26 protein-coding genes, 1 tRNA gene and 1 pseudogene are annotated in these 26,130 nt (G+C 64.1%); 22 read left to right on the forward strand and 6 right to left on the reverse strand.

Annotated features, from left to right (window positions below):
* Positions 1-56: 56 nt before the first annotated feature.
* Together KFB96_RS20410 and KFB96_RS20415 are read left to right on the forward strand one after the other, a co-directional pair.
* Positions 57-272, forward strand: a complete 216-nt coding sequence (locus tag KFB96_RS20410) for a DUF29 domain-containing protein (RefSeq protein WP_300971735.1) — start codon at positions 57-59, stop codon at positions 270-272.
* A gap of 23 nt (positions 273-295) precedes the next feature.
* On the forward strand, positions 296-739 hold the full coding sequence (locus KFB96_RS20415) for a DUF29 domain-containing protein (protein ID WP_213460898.1): 444 nt from the start codon (positions 296-298) through the stop codon (positions 737-739).
* Between the two features lie 256 nt (positions 740-995).
* Here the strand turns inward: KFB96_RS20415 and ruvB are convergent, their stop codons facing one another.
* Both ruvB and KFB96_RS20425 read right to left on the reverse strand, forming a co-directional pair.
* Positions 996-2,051, reverse strand: a complete 1,056-nt coding sequence (ruvB, locus tag KFB96_RS20420; RefSeq protein WP_213460899.1) for a Holliday junction branch migration DNA helicase RuvB — start codon at positions 2,049-2,051, stop codon at positions 996-998.
* Positions 2,051-3,538 (reverse strand): FAD-linked oxidase C-terminal domain-containing protein, encoded by a 1,488-nt coding sequence (locus KFB96_RS20425; protein WP_213460900.1) that lies wholly within the window; start codon positions 3,536-3,538, stop codon positions 2,051-2,053. The genes ruvB and KFB96_RS20425 overlap by 1 nt, the downstream gene beginning before the upstream one ends.
* A 448-nt stretch (positions 3,539-3,986) precedes the next feature.
* Here KFB96_RS20425 and KFB96_RS20430 point away from each other — a divergent pair.
* From KFB96_RS20430 to KFB96_RS20495, 15 genes and pseudogenes are all read left to right on the forward strand, one after another.
* Positions 3,987-4,062 (forward strand) — tRNA-Thr (locus KFB96_RS20430).
* A 106-nt stretch (positions 4,063-4,168) separates the two neighbouring features.
* Entirely contained in the window at positions 4,169-5,872 is a 1,704-nt protein-coding gene (locus tag KFB96_RS20435) for an IS66 family transposase (RefSeq protein ID WP_213460901.1), read from the forward strand.
* Positions 5,869-6,726, forward strand: coding sequence for a DUF4338 domain-containing protein (locus KFB96_RS20440; RefSeq protein ID WP_213501517.1), 858 nt, complete (start codon positions 5,869-5,871; stop codon positions 6,724-6,726). The genes KFB96_RS20435 and KFB96_RS20440 overlap by 4 nt, the downstream gene beginning before the upstream one ends.
* 524 nt (positions 6,727-7,250) lie before the next feature.
* Positions 7,251-7,421, forward strand: a complete 171-nt coding sequence (locus KFB96_RS20445) for a hypothetical protein (RefSeq protein ID WP_213460903.1) — start codon at positions 7,251-7,253, stop codon at positions 7,419-7,421.
* A gap of 477 nt (positions 7,422-7,898) precedes the next feature.
* On the forward strand, positions 7,899-8,156 hold the full coding sequence (locus KFB96_RS27025; protein ID WP_300970611.1) for a hypothetical protein: 258 nt from the start codon (positions 7,899-7,901) through the stop codon (positions 8,154-8,156).
* Between the two features lie 230 nt (positions 8,157-8,386).
* Positions 8,387-8,575, forward strand: a pseudogene (locus tag KFB96_RS27030) (helix-turn-helix domain-containing protein); the annotation flags it as partial.
* Positions 8,576-9,083: 508 nt separating this feature from the next.
* Complete coding sequence (locus tag KFB96_RS20455) at positions 9,084-10,010, forward strand: IS1595 family transposase (RefSeq protein WP_213501519.1); 927 nt, start codon at positions 9,084-9,086, stop codon at positions 10,008-10,010.
* 169 nt (positions 10,011-10,179) lie between these two features.
* The gene (locus tag KFB96_RS20460; protein WP_213460905.1) at positions 10,180-11,454 is read left to right on the forward strand and encodes a tyrosine-type recombinase/integrase; all 1,275 of its coding nucleotides are present in this window, start codon (positions 10,180-10,182) and stop codon (positions 11,452-11,454) included.
* Entirely contained in the window at positions 11,451-12,434 is a 984-nt protein-coding gene (locus tag KFB96_RS20465) for a tyrosine-type recombinase/integrase (protein WP_213460907.1), read from the forward strand. The genes KFB96_RS20460 and KFB96_RS20465 overlap by 4 nt, the downstream gene beginning before the upstream one ends.
* Positions 12,431-13,447: a tyrosine-type recombinase/integrase gene (locus tag KFB96_RS20470; RefSeq protein WP_213460910.1), complete on the forward strand. Its 1,017-nt coding sequence runs from the start codon at positions 12,431-12,433 to the stop codon at positions 13,445-13,447. Before KFB96_RS20465 ends, KFB96_RS20470 begins: the two co-directional genes overlap by 4 nt.
* Positions 13,448-13,533: 86 nt before the next feature.
* On the forward strand, positions 13,534-14,196 hold the full coding sequence (locus tag KFB96_RS20475) for an integrase core domain-containing protein (RefSeq protein ID WP_300970612.1): 663 nt from the start codon (positions 13,534-13,536) through the stop codon (positions 14,194-14,196).
* Positions 14,196-14,996 (forward strand): AAA family ATPase, encoded by an 801-nt coding sequence (locus tag KFB96_RS20480; RefSeq protein WP_213465867.1) that lies wholly within the window; start codon positions 14,196-14,198, stop codon positions 14,994-14,996. Before KFB96_RS20475 ends, KFB96_RS20480 begins: the two co-directional genes overlap by 1 nt.
* Positions 14,993-15,232 (forward strand): hypothetical protein, encoded by a 240-nt coding sequence (locus KFB96_RS20485; protein WP_213460147.1) that lies wholly within the window; start codon positions 14,993-14,995, stop codon positions 15,230-15,232. The genes KFB96_RS20480 and KFB96_RS20485 overlap by 4 nt, the downstream gene beginning before the upstream one ends.
* 785 nt (positions 15,233-16,017) lie before the next feature.
* The gene (locus KFB96_RS20490) at positions 16,018-18,096 is read left to right on the forward strand and encodes a RecQ family ATP-dependent DNA helicase (RefSeq protein ID WP_213460914.1); all 2,079 of its coding nucleotides are present in this window, start codon (positions 16,018-16,020) and stop codon (positions 18,094-18,096) included.
* A complete protein-coding gene (locus KFB96_RS20495) occupies positions 18,093-19,547 on the forward strand; it encodes a DNA-processing protein DprA (RefSeq protein ID WP_213460916.1) in 1,455 nt (484 codons plus the stop codon). The genes KFB96_RS20490 and KFB96_RS20495 overlap by 4 nt, the downstream gene beginning before the upstream one ends.
* A 454-nt stretch (positions 19,548-20,001) precedes the next feature.
* Here the strand turns inward: KFB96_RS20495 and KFB96_RS20500 are convergent, their stop codons facing one another.
* Positions 20,002-20,139, reverse strand: a complete 138-nt coding sequence (locus KFB96_RS20500; protein WP_213460918.1) for a hypothetical protein — start codon at positions 20,137-20,139, stop codon at positions 20,002-20,004.
* A gap of 46 nt (positions 20,140-20,185) precedes the next feature.
* Here KFB96_RS20500 and KFB96_RS20505 point away from each other — a divergent pair, with 46 nt between their 5' ends.
* On the forward strand, positions 20,186-20,515 hold the full coding sequence (locus tag KFB96_RS20505; RefSeq protein ID WP_213460920.1) for a UPF0175 family protein: 330 nt from the start codon (positions 20,186-20,188) through the stop codon (positions 20,513-20,515).
* 93 nt (positions 20,516-20,608) lie between these two features.
* Here the strand turns inward: KFB96_RS20505 and KFB96_RS20510 are convergent, their stop codons facing one another.
* From KFB96_RS20510 to KFB96_RS20520, 3 genes are all read right to left on the reverse strand, one after another.
* Entirely contained in the window at positions 20,609-20,794 is a 186-nt protein-coding gene (locus KFB96_RS20510) for a hypothetical protein (RefSeq protein ID WP_213460922.1), read from the reverse strand.
* Positions 20,791-21,183, reverse strand: coding sequence for a DUF4124 domain-containing protein (locus KFB96_RS20515; RefSeq protein ID WP_213460924.1), 393 nt, complete (start codon positions 21,181-21,183; stop codon positions 20,791-20,793). Before KFB96_RS20515 ends, KFB96_RS20510 begins: the two co-directional genes overlap by 4 nt.
* A gap of 66 nt (positions 21,184-21,249) precedes the next feature.
* Positions 21,250-21,645: a cupin domain-containing protein gene (locus KFB96_RS20520; RefSeq protein WP_213460926.1), complete on the reverse strand. Its 396-nt coding sequence runs from the start codon at positions 21,643-21,645 to the stop codon at positions 21,250-21,252.
* A 391-nt stretch (positions 21,646-22,036) separates the two neighbouring features.
* Here KFB96_RS20520 and glpK point away from each other — a divergent pair, with 391 nt between their 5' ends.
* The 4 genes from glpK to KFB96_RS20540 all read left to right on the forward strand — a co-directional run bounded on the left by glpK (position 22,037) and on the right by KFB96_RS20540 (position 26,099).
* Positions 22,037-23,551, forward strand: a complete 1,515-nt coding sequence (gene glpK / locus KFB96_RS20525) for a glycerol kinase GlpK (protein WP_213460928.1) — start codon at positions 22,037-22,039, stop codon at positions 23,549-23,551.
* 4 nt (positions 23,552-23,555) lie between these two features.
* Positions 23,556-25,217: a glycerol-3-phosphate dehydrogenase/oxidase gene (locus KFB96_RS20530; RefSeq protein ID WP_213461258.1), complete on the forward strand. Its 1,662-nt coding sequence runs from the start codon at positions 23,556-23,558 to the stop codon at positions 25,215-25,217.
* 189 nt (positions 25,218-25,406) lie between these two features.
* A complete protein-coding gene (locus KFB96_RS20535; protein WP_213460929.1) occupies positions 25,407-25,664 on the forward strand; it encodes a type II toxin-antitoxin system Phd/YefM family antitoxin in 258 nt (85 codons plus the stop codon).
* A 6-nt stretch (positions 25,665-25,670) separates the two neighbouring features.
* Complete coding sequence (locus tag KFB96_RS20540) at positions 25,671-26,099, forward strand: type II toxin-antitoxin system VapC family toxin (protein WP_213460931.1); 429 nt, start codon at positions 25,671-25,673, stop codon at positions 26,097-26,099.
* The last annotated feature ends 31 nt before the right edge of the window (positions 26,100-26,130 follow it).

The following is a 26,130-nucleotide window of genomic DNA, read 5'->3' on the forward strand; positions in this document are numbered from 1 at the left end:
TCAACATCGGTAGGATATCGACATGCACCGAAGCTCTTCCTCGAGGTATCCGTTCGATCACCGATGCCCGGCTCCAGATCGAGCTCGCCATTCAGGACAGTCCGAGTCTGCGACCCTACCCGGCCTGGGTGCTCGCACAGAGCTACCAGCGCGCGAGACGCAGCGCCGCGATGCAGACCGGTCGGGCGCTCGCAACCTTTCCCAAGAACTGTCCCTATCGACTGGAACAGGCACTCGACGAGGCGTTCTTGCCCGAATCCTTGATGTCTTGAAGACGCAAGACCGGAGAGACCCTATGAACGAGTCGGTCAGCTACGACAGCGATTTTCATGCTTGGGCGCTTCGAAACGCTCGGCTGCTGCGCGACGGCAGGCTCGGCGAGCTGGACGTCGAACATATCGCGGAGGAGCTCGAAAGCATGGGCGCAAGCGAACGTCGTGAGCTCTTGAGCCGCCTTCAGGTCCTGCTCGTCCATCTGCTGAAGTACCGATATCAACCCGAGCGGCGCAGCAAGAGCTGGCTGCTGACCATCATTCATCAGCGGACCGCAATCGAGCGCTTGCTGGAGCAATCGCCGAGCTTGCGGACCCTTTTGGTCGCGGACACCTTGGCCAATGTCTACGGCAAAGCGGTGCGGGAGACGGTCATCGAAACCGATCTGGATCGCTCCGTCTTCCCGATCGACTGTCCCTATCGACTTGAAGAGATCCTCGACGACGACTGGCTACCGGATGCCTGACGAGGTCGGTCCGCTCTGCCCCGGCCCGGTTCGCCGTCGGGCAGGCTTTCGTTTCCGGAGAGCACCTTAATCCGCGCTCAGAGCGAGATGCTGATTTTCGAGTCAGTTCGAGGTTTGGTTCATCCACAGCCCTTGGCGGGGGCGCGGTTCAAAATGATCTGTTTTGTAATCTCTTAAACCGCGCCGACTCCAACGGTCGTCAAGTCTGCCGGGGCCGATCCCATCCAAAAACACCGCGTACGTCGCTGGGCGCGGTTTAATCCGAGACGACGCCGAAAAGGTCCGGGATGGCGGCGCGCTCGACGACGCTCCGCGGAGGTCTCAGCCCGAGGTGAAGATAAGCCGCCTGCGTGGCGACACGTCCGCGCGGGGTCCGCATCAGATAGCCTTGTTGAATCAGAAACGGCTCCAGGACGTCCTCGATGGTGCCGCGCTCCTCGCCGATCGCCGCCGCGAGGCTTTCCACGCCCACCGGTCCGCCGTCGAACTTGTTGATGACGGCATCGAGCAGCCGGCGATCCATGTGGTCGAAACCCAGGGCGTCGACCTTGAGCATCCCGAGCGCCTGGTCGGCAACCTCCGCGGTGATGCGCCCGTCGGCACGCACCTGGGCGAAGTCACGCACCCGGCGCAGCAGCCGGTTGGCGATGCGCGGTGTCCCGCGCGCGCGTCGCGCGATCTCGGCGGCACCCTCGGCCTCGGTCTCGATGTCCAGGATCCGCGCCGAGCGGCGGACGATCCAGGCCAGATCCTCCGCGGTGTAAAACTCCAAACGCTGCACGATGCCGAAGCGGTCGCGTAGCGGGGAGGTCAGGAGTCCGGCCCGCGTGGTCGCGCCGACCAAGGTAAAGAACGGCAGATCCAGCTTGATCGAGCGCGCGGCCGGGCCGTCGCCGATCATGATGTCGAGCTGATAGTCCTCCATCGCCGGATAGAGCACCTCCTCGACCACCGGGCTCAGACGATGGATCTCGTCGACGAAGAGCACGTCCCCCGCATCGAGGTTGGTGAGGATGGCCGCGAGATCGCCCGGCTTCTCCAGCACGGGCCCGGAGGTCTGACGCAGATTGACCTGCATCTCGTGCGCGATGATGTGCGCGAGCGTGGTCTTGCCGAGCCCCGGCGGGCCGAAGATGAGCACATGATCCAGCGCCTCGCCGCGGCCGCGTGCGGCGCCGATGAAGATCTCCATCTGCTCGCGCACGACCGGCTGCCCGACATAATCCTCGAGTTTGCGCGGGCGGATGGCCCGGTCGAGTGCCAGCTCGTCGCTGGCCGAGTCGGCGTTGATCAGACGTTCGGGCTTCGCCATCAGTGCGGGTGCCGATGCGTGTGATCCGGAAGCTGTCGATACTCCGAGCAACGTCTCGGCGTCGGCACCCCCTTGCCCGGGTTCAGCAGCCCCTTCGGATCGAACGCCGCCTTGACCGCGTGGAACTGCTGCAGCTCCTGGGGGTTGAACTGGACGCACATCTGATTGATCTTCTCGATCCCCACCCCGTGCTCGCCCGTGATGGTCCCGCCGACCTCGACGCACAGCTCCAGGATGCGCCCGCCCAGCTCCTCGGTCCGCTCCAGCTCGCCCGGCTTATTGGCATCGAAGAGGATCAAGGGGTGCATGTTGCCGTCCCCGGCGTGAAAGACATTGGCGACCCGCAGCCCGTACTCGCGCGACATCTCCGCGGTGCGCCGCAGCACCTCGGGCAGGGCGCGGCGCGGGATGGTGCCGTCCATGCAGTAATAGTCCGGCGAGATCCGACCCACCGCGGGGAAGGCGGCCTTGCGTCCCTTCCAGAACATCAGCCGCTCGGCATCGTCGCGCGAGGTCCGGACCTCGGTCGCGCCGCTGGCCAAGAGCAGATCGCGCACCCGCATGACCTCCTCGGAGACCTCTTGACGGGTCCCGTCGATCTCGCAGATGAGGATAGCCGCCGCGTCCGTCGGATAACCGGCATGCACGAAGTCCTCCGCCGCCTGGATCGCCGGACCGTCCATCATCTCCAGACCCGCCGGGATGATCCCGGCCGCGATGATGTCGCCGACCGCTTGACCGGCCTTCTCCACGTCGTCGTAAGCCGCGAGGATGGCTTGGGCGCGCTCCGGCACGGGCAGCAGCTTGACCGTCACCTCGACCGTCACGCCGAGCATCCCCTCGGAGCCGATGAAGAGCGCCAAGAGGTCATAGCCGGGTGCGTCGAGCCCGCCCGATCCCAGCTCGATCAGCTCGCCCTCGATCGTCACCAGCGTGACCGCGAGCACGTTGTGCACCGTCAGCCCGTACTTCAGGCAGTGCACCCCGCCCGAATTCTCCGCCACATTGCCCCCGATGGTGCAGGCGATCTGGCTCGACGGATCCGGCGCGTAATAGAGCCCATGCGGCGCCGCGGCCTCGCTGATCGCCAGGTTGCGCACACCCGGCTCGACCCGGGCGGTGCGTGCGACCGGGTCCAGATCGAGGATCCGCGTGAAGCGCGCCAGACTCAGCAACACCCCGTCGCCACGCGGCAAGGCCCCGCCCGAGAGCCCGGTCCCGGCCCCGCGCGCCACCACCGGCACATCCCGCGCGTGACACAACCGCAGGATGCGCTGCACCTCCTCGACCGTACGCGGCAGCACCACCAGCAAGGGCAACTGCCGATAGGCCGAGAGGCCGTCGCACTCGTAGGGCTGCACCTGCTCCTGCTGCTCGAGCACCGCATCCGACGGCAAAAAGGCCCGCAGCGCGCGGACAAGCTCCGCCCGCGTCGCGGACAGCTCGGGATCTTCGAAGTCGATCCGGGTCGGTTGAATCAGACTCATGACGTTGACCCTGGTCGTAGTGTCATCCTCGGAAGAGTCGGAGCCTAGGGCCAGACGGGCCCCGAGTAAACCCGCGACCGCGTCCGGTACCCCCTCCGATGCGACTCAGACCACAATACCCCGAGTGTAGGATGGGTAGAGCACAGCGAAACCCATCCTCCAAACCGCAACGTCTCCGGCCGAGTAGGCCGTGATTCCGGCCGCCGTGTAGAGCACAGCGAAACCCATCCTCCAAACCACGGCCTCTCGCCACCGCCGCCTCCCGGCCTTGGCGCCGGGTGGATGTCTCTCGCCCTCTGCTCTCCCGCCGTTGCACAGACGACGGTTGGTCGATCAACCGCATCGACTTGGATCTCAGCCATCAGCTCCAGGCGCATTGAGCCCCCGTAGCGCTTGACTGTAGAATGCCCCAATCGCCTAGTCTTCGGACATAGGCGCATCCCGCATCGCTGGCGTAGCTCAGTTGGTAGAGCAGCTGATTTGTAATCAGCAGGTCGTCGGTTCGAATCCGTCCGCCAGCTCCAATAAAACAACGACTTAGCTGTAACGCGCCGTAAACATTCGGTCACGCCTTCCGGGACGCAGAGAAAGTACGGGACACAGACGTAGAAATCACGTACAACGTGTGTCATGGAAGGCACGACACGTCTCGATCCATCTGCGGAGCGACCGCATCCATGCCTCGGCACGGCTGACGGCAAGGGGCCGCGTTTCGCTCGGGAATGGGTCACGATCAGCAAACAGGAGCACATTGACCTGCGTGCGCGGGCCAACTACTGGGAAGCGCAGCATGCCCGCGCGAAAGTCCAGGTCGAGGCGTTGACGCAGGAGGTGGCGCGCAAAGAGGCCATCATCAAAGACCTGAGACGGCGGTTGTTTGGCAAGAAGAGCGAGAAACACAGTCCGCTGCCCTCGGAGAAGGACCGAGGCGACGGCGACGACGCGCCCCAGCGCAAGCGCGGCCAGCAGCCGGGCTGTGCGGGGCATGGCCGGACCCCACGCCCGACGCTGCCCGTGGTCGCCGAACAGCACGCTCCGGCCGATGGGCAGAGCGCGTGTCCGCACTGCGGTTTGCCCTATCGGCGCACGCCGGCGCTGGACGAGGAAAGCGCGGTGATCGAGGTGCAGGTGCGCGCCTATACGCGGCGCATCACCCGGTGTGCCTACACCCGCGATCCCGGTTGTTGCTGCGAGAATACCCCGGCCGTGATCAGTGCACCGCCGCCGGCGCGGCTGATCGCACGCAGCCCCTTCGGCGTGAGCTTTTGGGTCGAGATGCTGCTGGGCAAATACCGCTACGGCCAACCGAGCAACCGCCTGCTCCAAGACCTCGCCGATCAAGGCTTGCCGGTCTCCCCCGGCACGCTCGCCGGTGGCCTGCAGCGTCTCACCGGGTTGTTCGAGCCGGTGCTCGAGGCGCTGTACTGCAAGCAGATGAGCGAGACGCTATTCAACAACGACGAGACCCGCTGGGAGGTCTTCGTCGAGCTGGAGGGTAAGGTCGGGACGCGTTGGTATCTGTGGCTGACGCGCTCGGCCTCGGTGGTGTTCTACTGCATCGATCCGAGCCGCAGCGCGGCGGTGCCCGGCGCGCATTTCGCCGGCTTGCAGGGGCAACAGGCGATCATCGTCTGCGATCGCTACAGCGCCTACAAAAAGCTCGCGCGCTTGGCCGAGAACATTTTGCTGGCGTTCTGCTGGGCGCACGTGCGCCGCGACTTTCTGGAGGCCGGGCGCGCGCTGCCCGCGTTGGAACCTTGGGCGCTGGTCTACCATCTCAACCAACAGCGTCTGGCGCACTGGGATCCCGATCGCCCCTTGGTGCAGCAATGCGCGGCGTTCGAGCACGCGCAGGCGGCCTTGCAGGCGGCGCTGGCGGACCTGCACGCCGAGGCCGAACGGCTGTTGGCGCAGGACGACACCGACGCGACCCTGCCGAAGGTCGCCCGCGCCAGATGCAAGCGGGTGCTCACCAGTCTGCTACACCATTGGTCGGGGCTGACGGTCTTTGTCGCGCATCCCGAGGTGCCGATGGATAATAACCGTGCCGAGGAGACGATCCGCACGCCGGTCATCGGGCGCAAAAACTACTACGGCTCGGGTAGCCTGTGGAGCGCGCAGCTCGCCGCGACGCTGTTCTCCATCCTGCAGACCCTGGCGCTGTGGGGGATCAATCCCCGCGCCTGGCTCACCTGTTATCTCAACGCCTGCGCCGAGGCCGGCGGACAAGCTCCGAGCACGCTGGCGCCTTTCCTGCCCTGGTCGATGGATGCCGCGCGCCGTGCCGAACTGTGCCGACCCGCCGCACCACCGACCGGCATCGACAGCTCATGAGTCATCGCTACTGCGGGCGCGACTTCCAACCCGAGGAGATCGCGCTGATCCGCGCACTCATCGCCGAGGACCCGACCCGCAGACGCGCAGCGCTGTCGCGCTTGACCTGCCAAGCGCTCGCCTGGCACACCGTCAACGGCGGTTTGAAGGACATGTCCGCCCGGGTGGCCATGCTGCGGATGCACAACGACGGGCTCATCACGCTGCCGCCGCCGCGCAACCGCCGGCCCGATGCGCGCGTGCGACTGAGCGCGCTCAGCGATCCGCAACCGCGGCTCGAGCGGCCGGCCTCGGCCCTCGGACCACTGACCTGGTCGCGCGTGCAGCACAAAGCCCAATCACGGCTGTGGAACGAACTCATCGAGCGCTACCATTATCTCGGTCATACCCTCTTGCCGGGGGCGCAGCTGCGCTATCTGGTCTACGCCGCCGAGCAGCCCGTCGCCGCGCTCGGCTTCGGTGCCGCAGCGTGGATGTGCGCTCCGCGCGATCGCGACATCGGCTGGAGTCATGCACAACGTGAGCGCCATCTCCATCTGGTCGTCAACAATGCCCGCTTCTTGATCTTGCCCTGGGTCCACTCCAAAAACCTCGCCTCCATGCTCTTGGCGCAGGCGGCCAGGATCCTGCCCGAGGATTGGCTGGCGGTCTACGGCTACCGCCCGCTGCTGCTGGAGACCTTTGTCGAGACACCGCGCTTCCGCGGCACCTGCTACAAGGCCGCCAACTGGACCTGCTTGGGACAAACCAAAGGCCGCGGAAAACTCGGCCAGGCCGGAAAACAAAGCGAACCCATCAAGGACATATGGATTTACCCGCTGGACCGACGCTTCCGCGAAGTGCTTACCCGTTGATTCTGATGGGTAGGGGTAGACCGAATATTTACAACGCGCCCAGGCCGTTTTCCGTTGAGGGGCATTTGGTTGCCGTTTCGCCGGCCCTAGGCTGCCGGATCACCCGCGAACATTCTGGTTCGCGTGCCAAAACGGCAACCAGTTGTTGCTTTCGACGTTATCTCGTCACGGATTTCTAAGATTCGCTCACCTGCCTCCGCCGATCTTTCCGCACTGCGGCACCGCCCGAAAGCCGGTGGAAGAGACCGTTTTCGACCCTTATGCAAAGTTCGTGATTATGGAAAGTTTCCCTCCCGAAGCCCGCGCGAAGTGAGGCGGGAAGCGGCCAAGTGCGCGTCGCGCCGGCAGAATGCTCGACATAATCGCTTCCATCTCCTGAAGTGGTGTCTCCGCGTGGCAGGACGCCTGCAAGAGCAGCGATACACACCCTCAAGCCTCCACTGCGGACACCCTGACCCATTGCACCCTGGCTCGACTACCAGAGCCCTGTGACGACGCAGCAGTAGCGCGAAGGCGATTGGCTGATGAAGCGGCATGCCCTGGCCGAAATCCAGGAAACGGGCATGGCGCTCCAACGTTACCGAACACCTGACCGCCTGATCCTCTTCCTGACGACTGTTGTTTCCCATCCTGATCCGCAAACCACCGGCCATTTTTGCAGGGAATCTTCCACCGGTGATGTCGTTTTCCGGTGAGGTAATGCGGTAAGCGCGGAGCGCGGATGTCCCGCACGCTTCACCGGCGTGCACTCTCGCGGTCGCCCCGGCACAATCGCCTCACCCTCCTCCAAATGAGAAGGCCCGCCACGGGTGCAACCGTGCGGGCCGATGGCCGGTGCAACTACGCTTCGAGTGTCATCTCACCGGCGCGGACTACGTTATCCAGCAAGCCTGGTTGGATGCAAGTCTTCCGCGCTGTCCGCTGCATCCGCAAGGCGGGTGTCACTTCGCTCGGCACGGGACCTATGCGCGGGTCTCCCCGCCCGGCACGCGCGTGGCGCGCTGGTACTGTCCCGAGGGGCATCGCACCTTCAGTCTGCTCCCCGACTGTCTGGCGGCGCGCCTCTCGGGCACGCTCGCGGAGGTCGAGGCGGTGGTCAGTGCGGCCGAGCAGGCCCCGAGTCTGGAAGCGCTGTGCAAGCAGCACCGTCTGGACATCGAGCTACCCGGGCGTTGCGCTGGGTGCGACGGCGCGTGCAGGACGTGCACAGCGCGTTGCATCGGATCAAGGGCATCCTGGGCGAGCCTTTCGCGCTGGTCGAGCCGACCCTCACGGCGTTTGCCGACCACCTGGAGGTGGAGCAGGTTTTGGTGGCGCTGCGCGGGATCGCCGCGGCGTGGTTGGACGCGCTGCCCAAGCCGCTCGGATTCGCGCCCCGGCGCCACCCGGCGGCGGTGCGCTCCCCGCGTCCAACACCGTGCGGGGCCTGACCCGCCGGGATGCCAGGCGTAGGGTCTCCCGCGCAGGCAAACCGCCTGCGTCAGCCGCGGAGTGCGTCCATGAGTGACCCGCAAACCGATGTTCAGCACGACATCGCCCTGTTTCGCTACGGGGTGATCGCCGAGTTCGTGCCGTGGCCCAAAGAACGGAAGGGCCTGTATGAGGCGATCCAGGCGAAAGCCGAGCGTGAGCACACCATCCCCGGCAGCGCCCGCACCGGGTGGCCGCCGAGACCATCCGCGATTGGCTCAAGGCCTATCGGCGCGGCGGCTTCGACGCACTCCTGCCCAAACCGCGCGCCGATCGCGGCCAGGCGCGCCGGCTGCCGCCCGGCGTGGTCGAGGCGCTGCTCGCCGCCAAGGAGGCCAACCCGCAGCTGTCGGTGCAGTTGGTGATCCGCGCGGTGCGCCAACGCCCCGAGGTCCCGCCCGACCTGCCGTTGCCGCCCTCGACCGTGCATCGGTTGCTTGCCCGTCACGGCCTGATGGACGCGGCCAAGACGGCGAGTCAGACGCAGGACCGGCGCCGGTTTGCTTTCGAGCAGGCCGGGGAGCTGTGGATGAGCGACGTCATGCACGGTCCGGCCGTGGTGGTCGGGGAGCGCGTCAAACGCAAGACCTACCTGATCGCCTTCATCGACGATGCGACCCGCGTGATCCCGTACGCGCGCTTTGCCCTCTCGGAGAACACCCGGACCTTTCTGCCGGTGCTCGCGCAGGCGATCCTGCGCCGTGGCTTGCCGCAGAAGCTCTATGTGGATTATGTGGCATGCCACATAATCCACATGCCTCTTTATGCATTCCAGACAGTTCCCGACAGAGTCGAGGCGGGGAGCCTTGGAGAGCACTGGATGCAGCACGAGGCGGGCCGTGGGGGTAGAATACTGTCCCTTTCGAAGTGGCCAGGCAGTGCGCCCCATGTTGAACATCCAGAATCTCGTCGACGACGCCAAATGTTTCGAGACCGTCCGTGCCCTGCGTTGGCCCGAGGGGGTGCGCTGCGTGCACTGCGCCTCGGCCGAGATCAACAAGCAAGGTCGGGATCCGACGCAACCCGAGCGGCAGAAGTACCGCTGCAAGGACTGCGGGCGCTGGTTCGATGATTTGAGCGAGACGATTCTGGCCGGCCATCATCAGCCACTGCGAACCTGGGTGTTATGCCTGTATTTCATGGGCTTGAACCTGTCCAACCGGCAGATCGGCCAAGAACTGGGCCTTCACAAGGATGACGCCCAGCGCATGACGCAACAGTTGCGCGAGGGCATCGAGTCCAAGCAGTCCTTGCCCGTGCTCGACGGCGAGGTCGAGGCCGACGAGGTGTACGTGGTCGCCGGTCACAAAGGGAACCCCGAGGCGGTAAAAAAAGCGCGCAAAGGCCGTCGGCGCCGACTGAAGGGGGCGCGCGGTCGCGGCACCCTGGCCAAAGAGAAGCCACCGATTCTCGGCCTGATCCAGCGCGGCGGCGAGGTGGTGCTGCGGATGCTGGATAACGTCCAACAGAAGACCATCAAACCCATTATCCTCGCCTGCGTGGCCGAGGGGACGCGCTTCTACACCGATGAGTATGACATCTACGCCCGCTTGCCGGCATGGGGTTACGAGCACCACAGCGTCTGCCACAGCCGCGGAGAGTACGCCCGCGACGAGGACGGTGATGGCTTCCATGAGGTCCACGTCAACACCATCGAGGGCGTCTGGTCGTTGCTGCGCTCCTGGCTGCGCCCTCACCGCGGGATCTCTCAGGAACACCTCCCGATGTACCTGAGCTTTTTTCAGTTCGTCCACAACAGTCGTGCGCGCGGGAAGGGGCTCCTCCCGGCGCTCTTGGCAGCGCTGATTGTCTAGCTGTCTGGAATGCAGATTGAGCCATCCACATAATGTTCCGAGTCCGGTTATGTGGCCTGTCTCGTTGAGCGGGCCGCCATATCAGCGCTGCGACTTGAGAGTCGCCACATAACGCCGCACCGCAAACGCGTGATGATCAGTGCTCCATTGGGTCATTGGAGCGATTGTCATGTTGGAACGGTACTTTCTGAAGCCCGAGTCGGTCGACCGCATCCGAGCGTGCTGGCTCGGCGCGGCGATCGAGGAGTACGTCGGCGACTTGAGCGAGCACGGCTATGCGCCGAGCAGCATCACGCGTCGCGTACCGGTGTTGATGCACTTCGCCGACTTTGCTGCGCGGCACGGGGCCACCTGCCCGGACGACCTGCCGGCGCAGGTCGAGCCGTTCGTGCAGGCATGGCTCGACAACCACGACCACCAAGAGGAAGGCCACGGTCGTCGTGGCGAAGGGCGGAGCCTTGCCGACACGCTGCGCAACCCGATCAGACAACTGTTGCGCCGGTTGCTGCCGCAGGACCGCTGGCCCGGGTACGCCGTCGAGCCGTGGCCCTTTGCCGAGGACGCCCCTGGCTTTTTCGAGGCGTTGCGCGAGGAGCGCGGTTTGCGACCGGCCACACTCGCCTTATACGCCTGCCATCTGCGCGGCTTTGAGCGCTATCTGCAAGGCTGCGGCGCGGTTGTGCTCGGAACGCTGTCGCCGGCCGTGTTGGAGGGATTCTTGAGCGCCAGCGGTGCGACGATGGCGCCGGGTTCATTGGGGATTCTGTGCGCGCATCTGCGCATCTTTCTGCGTTATCTGCACCGTGAAGGGCTGCTCGGCACCGACCTGAGTGTGCATATCGACAGCCCGCGCCAGTACCGACTCGCCACGCTGCCGCGGGCGATCACCTGGGATGAGGTCGCTCAACTGCTGGGCGGCGTGGATCGGCGCAGCGCGCTCGGCAAGCGCGACTATGCCCTGTTGGTCTTGTTCACGACCTATGGCTTGCGCGCCCGCGAGGTCGCCGCCTTGACGCTGGATGATCTGGATTGGGCCCATGACCGGCTGATGATTCCGGCACGCAAGGGTGGTCATGCCAGCAGCTATCCACTCTCGCCCGGTGTCGGCGAGGCCCTGATCGCCTATCTCCAAGACGGCCGCGTCGCGAGCACCCGGCGCGCCGTGTTCCTGCGCGCGCACGCCCCGCACACGCCGATGACCCATGCGGCCATCAGCGGTTGCGTACGCAAACGACTGCAGCGTGCCGGGATCGCCGTCGCACGGCCGGGCTCGCATACCCTGCGCCATAGCTGCGTGACACGGCTTGTGGAGGCAGGGTTTTCGCTCAAGAGCATCGGCGACTATGTCGGCCACAGTCATCCGAAGTCGACGCAGATCTACACCAAGCTCGACCTCGAGGCGCTTCGCGAGCTGGCCTTCAGTGACGGGGAGGCGCTGCTATGACGACGCTGCATAGCCTACTCGCCGATGCCATGGAGCAGTTTCTGGCCCATCATCGCGCCCTCGGCAAGCGCTTCGACACCGAAGCGGCCACCTTGCAACTGCTCGATCGCTACTTGCTCGAGCAACAGGTTGCGAGCCTGGAGGCCATCACGCCGGCCTTGCTCGAGGCATTCCTCGGCTCACGGCCCCGCGCCTCGGCGCGCAGCTACAACCACTTACTGAATGTGCTCCAGCGCTTCTTTCATTGGCTGGAGCGCCAGGCGCTGTTGTGCCCGAGCCCGTTGCGCACTCGCCCGCGACACGCGACCTCGCAGCTGTTGCCGTTTCTGTTCGAGCCGGCACAGGTCGAGCAGTTGATGCGCCTCGCCGCGGACTTGCCCGATGCCCGCCGCACCCACCGTCGTGGAGCGGCCTATCGGATCAGCTTCGCGTTGATGTACAGCCTGGGATTGCGCGTCGGCGAGGTCGCGCGACTCTGTCGTCAGGACATCGACCGGGAGCGCCACTGCCTGATCATCCGTCAAACCAAGTTCGCCAAGACGCGCATGGTGCCCGTCGGACCACACCTCGAGGCACAGCTGCTGCAGTATCTGGATGCAGATGATGGCATCGGCTCGGCGTCGCCGACGGATCCGGTCATCTCGGTGTCGCGCGATCATCGCCGGCCGCTGAGCAGCCATTCGATCAGTCGCGCCTTTCAGCGGGTGCTCCCGCAGCTCGAACTGACGCTCCCTCCGGGCGTGGCCGCCCCGCGACTGCACTGCCTGCGCCATTCCTTTGCGGTGGGCACCCTGCTGCGGTGGTATCGCAGCGGTGTCGATCCCAACGTGCGCCTGAGCGGGCTGTCGACCTTCCTCGGGCATGTCGATCCCACCTCGACCGCCGTCTATCTGACCATCACCGATGCCCTGCTCGCCGAGGCCAACACCCGCTTCGAGCGCTTTGCCGCACCGGCCCTGCGGGAGGTATACCGCCCATGAGTACGATCACACTCGGGGCGCTGCTGTATGCCTTCTTCGAGCACGACCTCAAGGCCACAAAAGGCGTGAGGGAGGCGACCATCAAGAGCTATCGCGATGCCCTGCGGCTGTTTTTGCTGTTCGTCGCCCGCGCGCGCAAGGTCAAGCTCACCGCTCTGCATCCGGAAGACCTCACCGCGGCGCGGGTGCGGCAGTTTCTGACTTTCCTCGAGCAGGAGCGCCACAACCAGGTGCACTCGCGCAACCAACGTCTGGCCGCGCTGAAGACCTTCTTCGATTTCCTCGCCACCCAAGCGCCCGAGCAGTTCGCCGAGGCCGAGGCGGTCATGGCCATTCCCGTCAAGCGCAGTCCACCGCCGCCGACGGTGTTTCTGGAACGCGAAGAGATGCAGGCGCTGCTCGCCGGCTTACCCACGACGGGGCCGCAGGCGTTACGCGACCGCACGCTGCTGCTGTTTCTCTACAATACCGGCGCCCGCGCGCAGGAGGTGGCAGACCTGTCTCGAGGCCATCTGGATCTGGCCCGACGGCGCGTGCGGCTGCACGGAAAAGGCGACAAATGGCGCCTCTGCCCGCTGTGGGAGGACACCGTCCGGCTGCTGGAGCAACTGCTGCAACAGCACGCCGATGCCGGAGCCGACGGCGCGGTCTTTCGCTCCCAGCGCGGGCTGGCGCTGACGCGGTTCGGCATCTACAAGATCGTCCGTCGGCATACCCGGGGGCTCGATAAGCGCGGTCACGACGGCCAACCGGTGAGCATCTCGCCGCATGTCCTGAGGCACACCGCCGCCGTCGGGTTGCTCGAAGCCGGGGTCGAGGTCAACGTCATCCGAGCTTGGCTGGGCCATGCGAGCCTGGAGACGACGAACCGCTATGCGGAGATCAACATCGCCATGAAGGCCGCTGCGATGCAGGCGTGCGAGCCACCGACGTCGGCCGCCGAGCCCGGCTTTCCGTGCAAGAGCCGTTGGCACGACGATGCGGCGTTGCTGGACTGGCTGCAATCGCTCTGAGCGTTATGTGCCCCCTGTCCCGGTCGCCTTCCGACGATTCGGGACTGGCACGGTTCCTGGCCACATAACCGGACTCGGAACATTATGTGGACAACGGCGCCAATTACCGCTCCAAGCAGCTCGCCCTGGTCTGCGCCAAGCTCGGCATCGCGTTGATCCACGCCCGACCCTATCAACCGCAAGGCAAGGGCAAGATCGAGCGCTGGTTCAAGACCGTGCGCGCCCAGCTGCTGACCCGCCTGACCGAGGCGGATCTGGCCAGCCTCGCGGCGCTCAATCGTCGCCTCGCCGGCTGGATCGAGGGCGAGTATCACCACACCCCGCATCGCGGCCTGGACGGTGCTACCCCGCTCGAGCAGTGGGCGCGCACCGGCGCGGGCGTGCGCTTTCCCGAACCCGGCCTGGATCTGGCCGATCTGTTCCTGCACGAGGCGGTGCGCAAGGTGCAGAAGGATCGCACGGTCAGCCTCCACGGGGTCGTCTACGAGGTCGACGCCGCCCTGGTCGGGGAGAACATTACCCTGCGCTACGATCCGGACGCACCGCCCGAACGGCCGATTCAGGTCTGCTTCGAGGGCCGGGAGCACGACCCGGCACGTCCGGTCCAGACGTATGCGAACTGCTTCGTCAAACGCGATCGCCCCTCGCGCACCTTGGCCGTGGACGGCCCGGCCCCCGAGCCCGCACCCTCGACGCTGCGCCTGCGCGCGCTGCCCGAGACGGATGCCGACACCCTGGAGGGGCGCTGATGTACCGCAAACACTTCGCCCTCACGGCCTTTCCCTTCGATCTGACTCCGCCGCCGGATGCGCTGTTTGCCGCCGCCAGCCTCACCGAGGCCGAGGCGCGCCTGAAACATCTGCTGGAGCTGCGTGCCATCGGCCTGATCACCGGCGAGGCCGGCTCGGGCAAGACGACGGTCTGCCGCAAGGTCGCCGCCGATCTGCATCCGGGACTCTATCGGGTGTTCTATATCCCGCTCTCCACCGGCAACGTGATGGACATGTACAAGACCATCGGTTGGGAGCTGGGACTCCCGGTGGAGCGCAACCGTGCGGCGGCCTTCCGCACCATCCGCACCGAGATCACCCGCTTGAGCCTGGAGGCCAAGCAACGCCCCGTCCTGATCGTCGACGAGGCCCATCATCTGCGCAACGAGGTGCTCGAGGATCTGCGCCTGCTCACCAACTACCAAATGGATTCGGAGAATCGCCTCTGTCTGCTGTTGGTCGGGCTCACGGAGCTGCGCCGCCGTCTGAGCATGGCGGTGCACGAGTCGCTCGCCCAGCGCATCGTGGTACGTCATCACGTGACCGGGCTGACCCGCGAGGAGTTGCCGGCCTATCTGACCCATCGTCTGCGCCTGGCCGGCTGCGAGCTGCCGCTGTTCGAACCGCCCGCCGTGGAGGCGTTGTTCCAGGCCACCCGCGGCATGCCCCGCAAGGTCAATCGTCTGGCCCACTACGCGCTGACCGGCGCCGCCCTGGAGCAGGCCCGTCAGGTCACCGCCGAGCACGTGCAGACTGCCCGCGAGGAGGTCGCCCCATGAGTCGGCTTCCCGAACCCTTCACCATCCTCCTGCCCGAGGACTGGACGCCCGAGCAGGCCTGGGCCGTCCAGGATTGTTTGGATGAACTGCTCGTGCAGATCCAGGCGCGCTACGGAGCGGCCGTGCAGCAGTGGCTCGACGGCGAGGACACCGATCCGGACCCGGACCCGCCGCCCGACGCCGTCACCCAACTGGACCTCTTCGGCACCGACTTCGACGATCCGTTGCCCTTCTGACCGACCCGCGCCCGGCGGGTCGCCACCCGCCGGGCACCCTCCCCACAGGCGCCCGACCCGGGCGCGTCGATCACCGCCGCGACGCACTCCACACGTCGCCTTCGCGCTCCTCGGGCTCCTCGCACTCCTCCACCTGCCGACACTGCACCACCGGGGTGATCAGTGCGGGAAAACCGCGAGCATTCCGCGCGAAATAATTCGGGAATTGGGCGGTGAAACTAAGTGAGCAACAACAACGACCCTCTGATTATGGCAAGCCTTTCGCGCTGTCTGGCCGCCATCCAACGGCGGTCGGCGCGCTCCGCAGCGCCTCCCTTTGCATAATCCCGAACTTTGCATAAGGACGCTTATGCAAAGCTTTCCATAACGGCCCGGATCCGCCGCTCGGCGTCTCTTCCCGGGCGACCGTTCCGGACGCAGAGCGGACTGTCGCGCCGAACCCTCGCGGCCGCAAGCTACGCATCCGGAGGTGGCACGCACGATCAGCGCGTGCCGCATATGGGAACGCTTCGAGACCGAGGGGCGTGGTTCCATACCGTTGATCCGACGGCGACTTAGGCATAATGTTGACGCTTTTCGTCGCAGGATTAGGGGGCCAAGCCGCGCCATTAGTGGTTTAGGCGGCAATATGGCCACCTAATGCACTAACGGTGCAGTCCCAGAAGCCGCCTAACCTTTTTAGACCAAAAACGGGATATTTGGAGTACTGACCGGTCGGGCCAGAATACCGGGACCGCTCGTACGCCGAATACTAATTATGTACTGAATCTACCGCAGGAAATCATATGAGTTACTCTCGGAATAGAGCGCTGCAGTTGCTTAGGATAGGTTCGGGACTTCCCAGCGCGACTTTCCGTGATGGCCAAGAAGATGCTATTCGTCGGATCGTCGAAGGCAGAGGCCGCTTGCTGGTCGTTCAGAAGACCGGGTGGGGCAAGAGCTTCGTCTACTTTATCGCGACCAAGCTACTGCGGGAATCGGGTGCCGGCCCCGCTCTGCTGATCTCGCCGCTCCTGGCGCTGATGCGTAACCAGATCGCTGCGGCAGAGCGGATGGGGGTTCGCGCCGCCACGATCAACTCCGACAACATGGTCGACTGGACGGCAGTCGAGGGCAGGCTCGCCAAGGGAGAAATCGACATTCTGTTGGTCTCGCCCGAGCGCCTGGCAAACGAGCGCTTCCGCACCAATGTGTTGGCGGGTATCGCCGGACAGATTTCCCTTCTTGTCATTGACGAGGCGCATTGCATCTCGGATTGGGGGCATGACTTCCGTCCTCACTACCGGTTGCTGGAACGGATCGTTAAGACGTTGCCTCCCAATCTGCGACTCCTCGCTACTACGGCGACGGCGAACAACAGGGTGATGGACGATCTCTCTGTGGTGCTTGGGCCAAAGCTCGATGTGTCGCGGGGTGATCTCAATCGCACCTCGCTTTCTCTGCAGACGATCCGTCTGCCCAGCCAAGCCGAGCGTCTTGCATGGCTGGCGGAACAGCTCGCCACGCTGCAAGGCCATGGGATTATCTATACGCTAACAGTCCGTGATGCCAATCAAGTTGCGGAATGGCTGAAGACTCAGGGTTTCAACGTGGAGTCCTATACCGGAGAAACCGGTGATCGTCGCGAACAGCTCGAACAAGCGCTGCTCAATAACCAGGTCAAAGCGCTGGTTGCCACGACAGCCTTAGGCATGGGCTATGACAAGCCCGACCTGGCATTTGTCATCCACTACCAGATGCCAGGCTCTGTGGTTGCCTACTACCAGCAGGTTGGTCGCGCGGGACGTGCGCGGGACTCCGCCTATGGGGTGCTCCTCAGTGGCCAAGAAGAGTCTGACATCACGGACTGGTTTATCCGGAGCGCGTTCCCGACCCGAAAGGAAGTAGCCGATGTCCTGGGGACACTTGAAGAAGAGCCCAACGGCTTGTCCGTCCCTGAACTGCTCAGCAGAGTCAATCTGAGCAAGGGACGCATTGAGAAGACGATTGCGCTGCTCTCGCTTGAGGCGCCGGCACCCATCGCCAAGCAAGGCAGCAAGTGGCAGCTCACAGCGGCAACGCTGAACGAAGCGTTTTGGGATCGGGCGGAACGTCTCACTGCGCTTCGCCGAGACGAGCATCAGCAGATGCAGGACTACGTAAGCCTGTCGTTTGGTGAGCACATGGGCTTTCTGATTGGCGCGCTCGACGGCGACCCAAACGTTGCCACGGAACCGGCCTTACCGCCACTGCCTACAACCGTAGATACCGAACTGGTCAAAGCGGCGGTTGCATTTCTTCGTCGAACCAGCTTACCGATCGAGCCGCGCAAGAAGTGGCCCGACGGTGGGATGCCCCAGTATGGCGTCAAGGGATTCATCGACCCCGCTCATCAGGCCGAGTCCGGCAAAGCGCTATGCGTATGGGGCGACGCTGGCTGGGGCGGCTTGGTTCGACAGGGCAAATACCACGACGGGCACTTTTCCGATGACCTGGTTGCAGCCTGCGTGAGGATGATCCGGGAGTGGAAACCGCAACCAACTCCGACCTGGGTGACCTGCGTTCCATCTCTGCGGCATCCGGACTTGGTACCGAATTTCGCGCAACGCTTGGCTGTTGCCCTGGGGCTGCCTTTCCATTTGGTGATCGCGAAAACCGACGCAAGGCCCGAACAGAAAACGATGGCAAACAGTACACAACAGGCGCGCAACATTGATGGCTCGCTGGCACTCAACGGCCAGCCTATCCCACCTAGCCCGGTTCTCCTGATTGATGACATGGTCGATTCGCGGTGGACGCTGACGGTGTCGGCGTGGCTTATCCGCAAGAGCGGTAGTGGCGTAGTGTGGCCAATGGCCCTCTCGGAAGCGGGGCACGACGAATGACACCAATCCTTTCACCCAACACCCAGGCGATCCTGCTGCTGACGGCACCACTCATTGCCGGGGGTGGCACTGCGTCATCCGAACTGCTCTCGCCGGGTGAATACAAGCGCCTCGCCCGCCGCTTGCGCGAGATTCAGCATCAGCCAGCGGATCTAGTCTCGCCAGAAGCGGATGAGATCCTGCGTGCGTGCCAGCCGGTCATCGACGAAAGCCGAATGCAGAGACTGTTGGGACGCGGATTCCTGCTGAGCCAGGTGATCGAGCGCTGGCAGGCACGCGCCATTTGGGTGGTCAGTCGTGCCGACGCCGGGTATCCGCGTCGCTTGAAGGCTCGCCTTCGTGAAGATGCACCGGCTGTTCTCTACGGCTGTGGCGACACGGGTTTTCTCGAAACCGGAGGGCTTGCAGTCGTCGGCTCGCGCCATGTGGATGACGCACTGATTGACTACACGGTCTCCGTTGGGCGATTGGCTGCCAGGGCGGGCAGGACGCTCGTGTCAGGCGGAGCCAAAGGCATCGATCAGGCCGCCATGCGTGGTGCGCTTGAAGGGGGCGGCAAGGTCTGTGGCGTTCTGGCGGACAGCCTGGAAAAGACCGCCATGAACCGTGAGCACCGCAACCTGCTGCTCGATGGTCAACTTGTACTGATGTCGCCCTATGACCCTAGCGCCCGGTTCAACGTCGGCAATGCCATGCAGCGGAACAAGCTGATCTATGCATTGGCGGACGCATCGCTGGTGGTGAATTCTGACTTCAACAAAGGGGGGACTTGGACCGGCGCAGTGGAGCAGCTCGACAAGCTAAAGTTCGTCACTGTATTCGTCCGCTCGACCGGTGAATCCTCTGCTGGACTAGACGCCCTGCGAAAGAAAGGCGCGATTCCCTGGCCGAACCCGCAAGACGTCGATTCTTTTGCTGACGTGTTAAACGTGCAGGTGCCGTCGCCAACCGTTTCTCGACAGGTTGGCTTTTCGCTGTTAGATGAATCGCAGTCAGCCGACACCACGCCCACGACGACTATCCTCGGCGATGCCACGCCACTTGCTAAGAACGAGAGCGAGCCATTAACACCTGCTGAAACTGTCTCAGATACGCAGCCACTGGCAGCAGCGTCAGAAGGCCAACCGTCAATTGAATCGGGAGCGGTAGCGTCAGCTGCCGAGACTAAAGAGCCGCCGCAGCCGGAATTGACCCCGGCCGAATTGGTCTTTTCAGCTGTTCAGGCAGCGATTGAAAACCTCTTGAGCAAGCAGATGAAAGACGCCGAAGTCGCCGCCGCGCTGGATGTCTCAAACCAGCAGGCCAAAGCATGGTTGCAGCGTCTTGTCGAGGACGGAAAGGTGGAAAAGCTGAATAGACCGGTACGCTACGTAGCGAAATCACAGAAATCTTTATTCGGCGATGAAGTGCATAACAACCGGTTGCAGCGGACGGCTGACCGCGGCCGCTGAACCGGGGCGTTAGCGTCCGGTTCAGGACGTAACCGAGCTATCTGAAGCGTTACCGTCAGTGTCGGCAATGCGCGTAACCCGGTCAGACACAGCCGACCAGCGAGCGGCCGGTCCTGGCCGTTAACCGCGGTGGCGGAGATTTGTAGATCTAAGGCGATTTCCGGGAATGATCATCCCGGCCGTGCGTGTTGCCAATGCTTACCGGGCGACTAAAGTCGCCCCTACATGTTGGTCGATGCTTTCCCGGAAATCACCTAAACCGCGTCTAAACCGCGCCCGGTGCGGTATGCGTAATTTGTTGGATGGCTTGGCCGCACCGGCTCCGACGACTGTCGGAGCCGGCGCGGTTTAAAGTATTAAAAATCTTAAATTCTAAACCGCGTCTCACTGGGATCAAGGATATCTCCGAAGCTAAACGAACAATGAAAACTACGCATGTCGCTCTGGACGCGGTTTAGAGCGGGATGCGTAATTTTTCCTCCTCCGGATCGAGCGTCGTTCTCGTCCACAGGCGGTCGGCGACCGTAAACGGATCGAGGTTGATGGTGTTTGCAAAGTCGCTCACGCGTGCGGTCAACGCCTCGGCGCTCACGTGACAGTGGTGATAGGTGACGTACCCCTAACGCGGAGTATCTTCCATGCAGAGCGTCGGTATCAAAGCGCTGCAAACCAACCCTGGTGTCCTCAGCAAGGTGCTCGACAGCGGGGACTACCTGCTGATTACCCGGCGTGGCAAACCGTTCGGGATCGCCGCCGCCTGCGACGACGGCCTGCTCGATCTGGGATTCAGGAAGAGGATCGCCGTGTGCTCCTTCCAGACCGGTGACCTCAGCCTGGGCCAGGTGGCGCAGGTGTTCGAGAAGCCAAAGACGGAGACGATGCGACTACTGGCCGAGCTGGGGGTTCCGATTGCCGACTACGACCTGGCCGAAGACCTGGAAACCCTGGATCTGCTTGGCGGCAACTGAATGGCTGCAATTGTCAGCGATACGACCGCGCTGATCGTGCTGGCGGGCGGGCAGCGCTTGGATCTGCTTGGGGCCTGTTTCGAGCGGGTCTTGCTACCACAGGCCGTTTACCTGGAATGGTTGGCCGGCGACGCGGCCATCGAGCAAACCGTCGAGCTCGCCGACGACGGTCTCGAAGGTGTTGCACGCGTCCGATCGCTTGGTGACGCGCGTGAGCGTTCTCGAATCCAGCCCTTGCGGCACGTCGAGGATGGCGCATGGGTCGCCGCTCCCGGTCAATCTTTGCCGATCACCGTCCGGGTCTTTTCGCGAGGCCGGTTGATCTCCGGTGGAATCGCCCCCCGGATCGTCGCATTCCGTTCTTCGATCAGCCACCTTTGGTAGATGAGCGAGGTGTTTGTCTGCGGCTGCTGCTCTTTGGCGGGTTCTCTCGTTCGCTGTCGATCGAGCCTGATTGCCGGAGGTTGCGCCGTCGGATACGGGATCATTTCGGGTCTCTGGTCGCGCGTGGCGCCCGCCGGTTTGCCGGGGATGTCCAGCGTCTCCCCGACTGCATCGTGAGGGCAGGCGACGTCGCTGAAGGAGACTTCCCCGTCCTTGCTGGTGCACTTGTGTATTTCGGCTGCGATCGGTGGCGAGAGCCCGCCCCAGGCGATGGCGAGAATCACGAGGCAATCTCGGCAGCGTCCCGGCATGTGTTTCCTCCTGGTTTGCAATCACGCATTCCGGCCGCCCTATTCACTCCCGGCCGGGCGATAGAGCTGAACGGTTTCCTGCTCGTTGGCGTTGTTGCGCGCGACGATGGCGAGCGCGGGCTCGGTGTCGCTGAGATTTCTGGGTTGGTGGGGCACACCGGGCGGAATAAAGATGAAATCGCCTTCGTCGTTGATCACCGAGTGGCGGAGGTCCTCGCCGTAGCGCGTCTCGACGCGGCCCTTGAGCAGATAGATGGCGGTTTCGAAACCCAGGTGCAGATGGGGCTCGGCCTCGCCTGCGGGCGGGATCACCACCAGGTTCATCGAGAGTCCCGCGGCGCCGGCCGTGGCCTCGGAGATGCCCACGAAGTTGGGCAGCCGCTGCAACGTGTCGGTGGGAAGCTCGGGGCGGACCGTCACGATCTTTGCATTCATGACTCGGATTCTCTGGTTCGCTGACGTCTCCTCGATCATGGGGGTCGCGACCCGCCGGGAGAAGGCGCGCAGGCCGCCGAGGATCATCGACCACATGGCCGCTAAGGTTTGTACACCGAATGACCTCGCGCAAGAAGAGGCAGGCGATAGGTTCGCGGCTCATGGGCCGGGTGGCAAGCGACCTGCCGCCGCACGGACTACACTCAAACGAACATGAATGCCCGGCGGATCGGTAGGATGATCGGGGTCGTTCAATCCGAGATCGTCCAGCCGACCCGCGATCGGCCTGGTACGGCTCGATGCGATCGGACGGCAGCGTCGTCGGCCTCAAAGAAAAACAACGACAGGGATCCGTAGACGTCACACCACCACTGGAGGCGCCAGTCGACAGATGAACAGTGGCTATATCCTCTCCATCGATCAGGGCACCACCGGCACGACGGTGCTGATCTTCGATCACGCCGGGTCGGTCCGCGCGCGTGCCTACTCCGAGCTCACCCAGCATTACCCCAAGCCGGGCTGGGTCGAGCACGACGCCGAAGAGATCGTGCTAATCACGATGAAGGTGATCGCGGAGGCGTTGCGGGCCGGCGGCGGCGTTCCGCCCGACGAGATCAAAGCCATCGGCATCACCAACCAGCGCGAGACGACGGTCGTGTGGGAGCGTGCCTCGGGTCGTCCGGTCGGGCGAGCGATCGTCTGGCAGGATCGGCGTACCGCACGCGATTGCGACGAGCTCAAGTCGCGCGGTCTCGAGGAGATGGTCCGCGCCAAGACCGGCTTGGTCATCGACCCTTACTTTTCCGGCACCAAACTGAAGTGGATCCTGGACAACCACCCCGGTCTGCGCGAGCGGGCCGAGCGCGGCGAGATCTGTTTCGGCACCATCGACGCCTGGCTGGTGTACCGGCTGACGGGTTGCCGGGTTCACGTCACCGACTATTCCAATGCGTCACGCACGCTGCTCTACAACATTCGCGATCTGAAGTGGGATCCGGATCTGCTTGAGTTATTCGAGATCCCGGCCGCCATGTTGCCGGAGGTGCGTTCCTCCTCGCAGATCTACGGCGAGACCGATCCGCAGATGTTTTTCGGTACCCACGGCATCCCGGTCGCCGGCATCGCCGGGGATCAGCAGGCGGCCTTGTTCGGTCAAGCCTGCCACAGCCCGGGGATGGCGAAGAACACCTACGGGACCGGCTCATTCGTGCTGATGCATACCGGGACCGAAGCGGTGGCGAGCGATGAGCGACTGCTCACGACCATCGCCTGGGGTGTGGGGGACGAGCCGGTGGAATACGCGCTCGAGGGTGCGATCTTCGTCACCGGATCCGCGGTGCAGTGGTTGCGCGACGGGCTCGGCATGATCCGTCATGCCGCCGAGACGCGCGAGCTGGCGCGATCGGTACCCGAGAACGAAGGGGTCTATTTCGTGCCGGCGCTGGTGGGACTCGGGGCGCCGCACTGGGATCCCTATGCCCGCGGCCTGCTCATCGGGATCACGCGGGGCACGACGCGGGGCCATGTCGCGCGTGCGGTGCTCGAAAGCATGGCCTATCAAACGCGCGACGTCATCGAGGCGATGGAGCGCGACTCCGGGATTCGGCTCAAGGAGCTGCGCTGCGACGGCGGTGCAGCGGTCAACAGCGTTCTGATGCAGTTTCAGGCCGACATCCTCGGCGTCGATGTCGAGGTCCCGAGGATCACCGAGACCACGGCGCTCGGCGCGGCCTATCTCGCGGGCCTCGCCGTGGGTTTTTGGGGGAGCCGCGAGGAGATCGCCGAGAAGTGGGCGCTGGATGTGCGCTATCACCCGCGCTTGGACGCGGCCAAGCGCGAACGCTTGTTCAAGCGCTGGCACAAGGCCGTCGCGCTGTCCAAGGGTTGGGCGCTCGATGACGATTGATTCCATGACGCTGCGCGAGAGCAACATCGCCAAGCTGCGAGAAGGCGTCGTCTACGACGCCCTGATCATCGGCGGCGGGATCAATGGGGCGGTCTCCGCCGCCGCGCTGTCCGGCAAGGGCGCCCAGGTGGCCTTGATCGATCAGCGCGATTTCGCGGGCTTCACCAGTCAGCAATCGTCGAACCTGGCCTGGGGCGGTATCAAGTATCTGGAGAACGGCGATTACCTGCTCGTGCGCAAGCTGTGCCTGAGCCGTAACGAGTTGATCCGCAGCTATCCGAGCCGGGTGAAGGAGATCCGCTTCTTTGCTACGATCGACCGCGGGTTTCGCTTCTCGCCCTTCTTTCTGTGGCTCGGCACCTGGGTCTACTGGCTGTTCGGCAACGGCTTCACCCGGATCCCGCGCTTCCTCGCCAAGGACCGCATCCACCGCGAGGAGCCGGTGGTGAAGACCGACCAGGCGGCCGGCGGGTTTGAATACTCCGATGCCTATCTGCACGACAACGATTCGCGCTTCGTCTTCCAGTTCGTACGTTCGGCGATGGATCGCGGCTGCATCGCGGCGAATTATGTCGAGTCACTCGGTGCGCGGCGCGACAGGGGGCTCTGGATCACCCGTGCGCGCGATACCCGGACGGGCGAGACCTTCGAGATCCGCTCCAAGATCCTGATCAACGCCGCCGGCCCCTTCGTCGACGATCACAATCAGCTCACCGGGGAGCAGACCGAGCATCAACACCTGTTCTCCAAAGGCATCCATCTGATCGTGCCGCGGATCACGCCCCATCAGCGGATCCTGACCTTTTTCGCCGACGACGGACGGCTGTTCTTCGTCATCCCGATGGGCGTGCGCACCTGCATCGGCACCACCGACAACCGGGTCGACACTCCCGAGACCGAGGTCACCGACGCGGATCGCGACTTCGTGCTGGAGAACATCAACACGCGGGTGGCGTTGGCCACACCGCTGAGGCGCGAGGACATCATCGCCGAGCGTTGCGGGGTACGGCCGTTGGTGGTGAAGCGCCAGGGCGACGACGGCAGCGGGCGCGACTGGATGCACCTCTCGCGCAAGCACGAGATCGACGTCGACCGCGCGCATGCGCATCTGTCCATCTTCGGCGGCAAGCTCACCGACTGTGTCAATGTCGGCAACGAGGTCGCGCGGATTGTCGCGGGGCTCGGCATCGAGCTGCCGCATGCCGGGTACCGCTGGTACGGCGAGCCGCACCGCTCGGTCTACGAGGAGTATATGCACCAGGCGCGCTTGATGAATCTGGACAGCTACACCTCGCCCGAGTCCATCGAGCCGCTCTCCAGCCGGCTGTGGCGCCGCTACGACCAGCATGCCTTCGAGCTGCTCGCCCGGATCCGCGAAGATCCGCGCCGGGCCGATGTCTTGATCAAGGGGACGGACTATCTGCGCTGCGAGATCCAGCTCGCCAAGCGTCAGGAGATGATCGTCACGCTCGAGGATTTCCTGCGCCGTCGCTCCAAGATCGCCCTGGTGGTGCCGCGCCGGCAGATCCAGGAGGCCGAGGGCCTGATGGAGGCTTGCGAGATCCTCTTCGGCGAGGCCGCACAGGCGCGATACGAGGAGTATTTCGGCGAGTCTCGAACCGTCACGCGCGCGCAGTGTCGCCATCCGGAGTCGGACGCCGCCTGACTCTGAGCAGCGGCGGTGCGGACAGCCCGGGCAGCAGCAGACCGACGAGCCCGCCGAAGGCCAACGCGACACCGGCGATCTGAATGCCGTATTGAAGTTATCGGAAATCGCCTTGTTCTTGATTCCCGCATCGGGAGCCAATAAACTAGTCATAGATCTAGTCATTTGTCGCCTTGCAGGAGCCTATCGATGCATGTCTGGCCCGTTCAGGACGCAAAAGCCCGCTTCAGCGAGTTTCTGGATGCCTGTGTGACCGATGGCCCCCAAGTGGTCACGCGACGGGGCACCGAAACTGCCGTGCTGGTGCGCATCGATGAGTGGCGCCGACTTCAGGCGGCTGCCCGCCCCTCGCTGAAGCAGCTTCTGCTGGCGGATTCTGCCCGGACCGACATGCTGGTGCCGCAACGAGGCAAGGCTCGCCGTCGCCAAGCCGTGCCGCTGCGGTGACCCAACATGTACCTGCTGGACACCAATGTTGTCTCCGAGCTTCGCAAGCCCCGGCCGCACGGCGCCGTTGTTGCGTGGATCAATTCAGTCGACGATGGCAGTCTGCATCTGGCCACCGTAACGCTTGGCGATATCCAGGCCGGCATCGAATTGACCCGTGAGCAGGACGCCGGGAAGGCCGCAGAGATTGAATCCTGGCTTGATCTCGTCACGGACTCTTACAACGTCTTGCCGATGGACGGCCCGGCGTTCCGCTGCTGGGCCAAACTCATGCACAGGACATCGGATACTCTCTACGAAGACGCGATGATTGCCGCAATTGCGAAAGTAAAAGGGCTTATCGTCGTCACACGCAACGTTTCCGACTTCTCTTCCTTCGGTGTTGGGCTTCTCAATCCATTCGAGTTTGGCTCGAAGCCCGGAAATGCAGACTAAACCGCGCCAGCTCCAACGCTCGTTAAGTCTG

The sequence above is a fragment of the Thiocapsa sp. genome (assembly GCF_018399035.1).
Lineage (GTDB): Bacteria > Pseudomonadota > Gammaproteobacteria > Chromatiales > Chromatiaceae > Thiocapsa.

Excerpts from the sequence above, each read along its gene's own strand:
- KFB96_RS20440 (WP_213501517.1), top strand. The coding sequence starts at position 5,869 with ATGAGTCATCGCTACTGCGGGCGCGACTTCCAACCCGAGGAGATCGCG.
- KFB96_RS20490 (WP_213460914.1), top strand. The coding sequence starts at position 16,018 with ATGAGTTACTCTCGGAATAGAGCGCTGCAGTTGCTTAGGATAGGTTCG.
- KFB96_RS20445 (WP_213460903.1), top strand. The coding sequence starts at position 7,251 with ATGAAGCGGCATGCCCTGGCCGAAATCCAGGAAACGGGCATGGCGCTC.
- KFB96_RS20470 (WP_213460910.1), top strand. The coding sequence starts at position 12,431 with ATGAGTACGATCACACTCGGGGCGCTGCTGTATGCCTTCTTCGAGCAC.
- glpK (WP_213460928.1), top strand. The coding sequence starts at position 22,037 with ATGAACAGTGGCTATATCCTCTCCATCGATCAGGGCACCACCGGCACG.
- KFB96_RS20520 (WP_213460926.1), bottom strand. The coding sequence starts at position 21,645 with ATGAATGCAAAGATCGTGACGGTCCGCCCCGAGCTTCCCACCGACACG.
- KFB96_RS20425 (WP_213460900.1), bottom strand. The coding sequence starts at position 3,538 with ATGAGTCTGATTCAACCGACCCGGATCGACTTCGAAGATCCCGAGCTG.
- KFB96_RS20495 (WP_213460916.1), top strand. The coding sequence starts at position 18,093 with ATGACACCAATCCTTTCACCCAACACCCAGGCGATCCTGCTGCTGACG.
- ruvB (WP_213460899.1), bottom strand. The coding sequence starts at position 2,051 with ATGGCGAAGCCCGAACGTCTGATCAACGCCGACTCGGCCAGCGACGAG.
- KFB96_RS20455 (WP_213501519.1), top strand. The coding sequence starts at position 9,084 with ATGTTGAACATCCAGAATCTCGTCGACGACGCCAAATGTTTCGAGACC.
- KFB96_RS20435 (WP_213460901.1), top strand. The coding sequence starts at position 4,169 with ATGGAAGGCACGACACGTCTCGATCCATCTGCGGAGCGACCGCATCCA.
- KFB96_RS20535 (WP_213460929.1), top strand. The coding sequence starts at position 25,407 with ATGCATGTCTGGCCCGTTCAGGACGCAAAAGCCCGCTTCAGCGAGTTT.
- KFB96_RS20505 (WP_213460920.1), top strand. The coding sequence starts at position 20,186 with ATGCAGAGCGTCGGTATCAAAGCGCTGCAAACCAACCCTGGTGTCCTC.
- KFB96_RS20460 (WP_213460905.1), top strand. The coding sequence starts at position 10,180 with ATGTTGGAACGGTACTTTCTGAAGCCCGAGTCGGTCGACCGCATCCGA.
- KFB96_RS20415 (WP_213460898.1), top strand. The coding sequence starts at position 296 with ATGAACGAGTCGGTCAGCTACGACAGCGATTTTCATGCTTGGGCGCTT.
- KFB96_RS20480 (WP_213465867.1), top strand. The coding sequence starts at position 14,196 with ATGTACCGCAAACACTTCGCCCTCACGGCCTTTCCCTTCGATCTGACT.
- KFB96_RS20540 (WP_213460931.1), top strand. The coding sequence starts at position 25,671 with ATGTACCTGCTGGACACCAATGTTGTCTCCGAGCTTCGCAAGCCCCGG.
- KFB96_RS20465 (WP_213460907.1), top strand. The coding sequence starts at position 11,451 with ATGACGACGCTGCATAGCCTACTCGCCGATGCCATGGAGCAGTTTCTG.
- KFB96_RS20485 (WP_213460147.1), top strand. The coding sequence starts at position 14,993 with ATGAGTCGGCTTCCCGAACCCTTCACCATCCTCCTGCCCGAGGACTGG.
- KFB96_RS20530 (WP_213461258.1), top strand. The coding sequence starts at position 23,556 with ATGACGCTGCGCGAGAGCAACATCGCCAAGCTGCGAGAAGGCGTCGTC.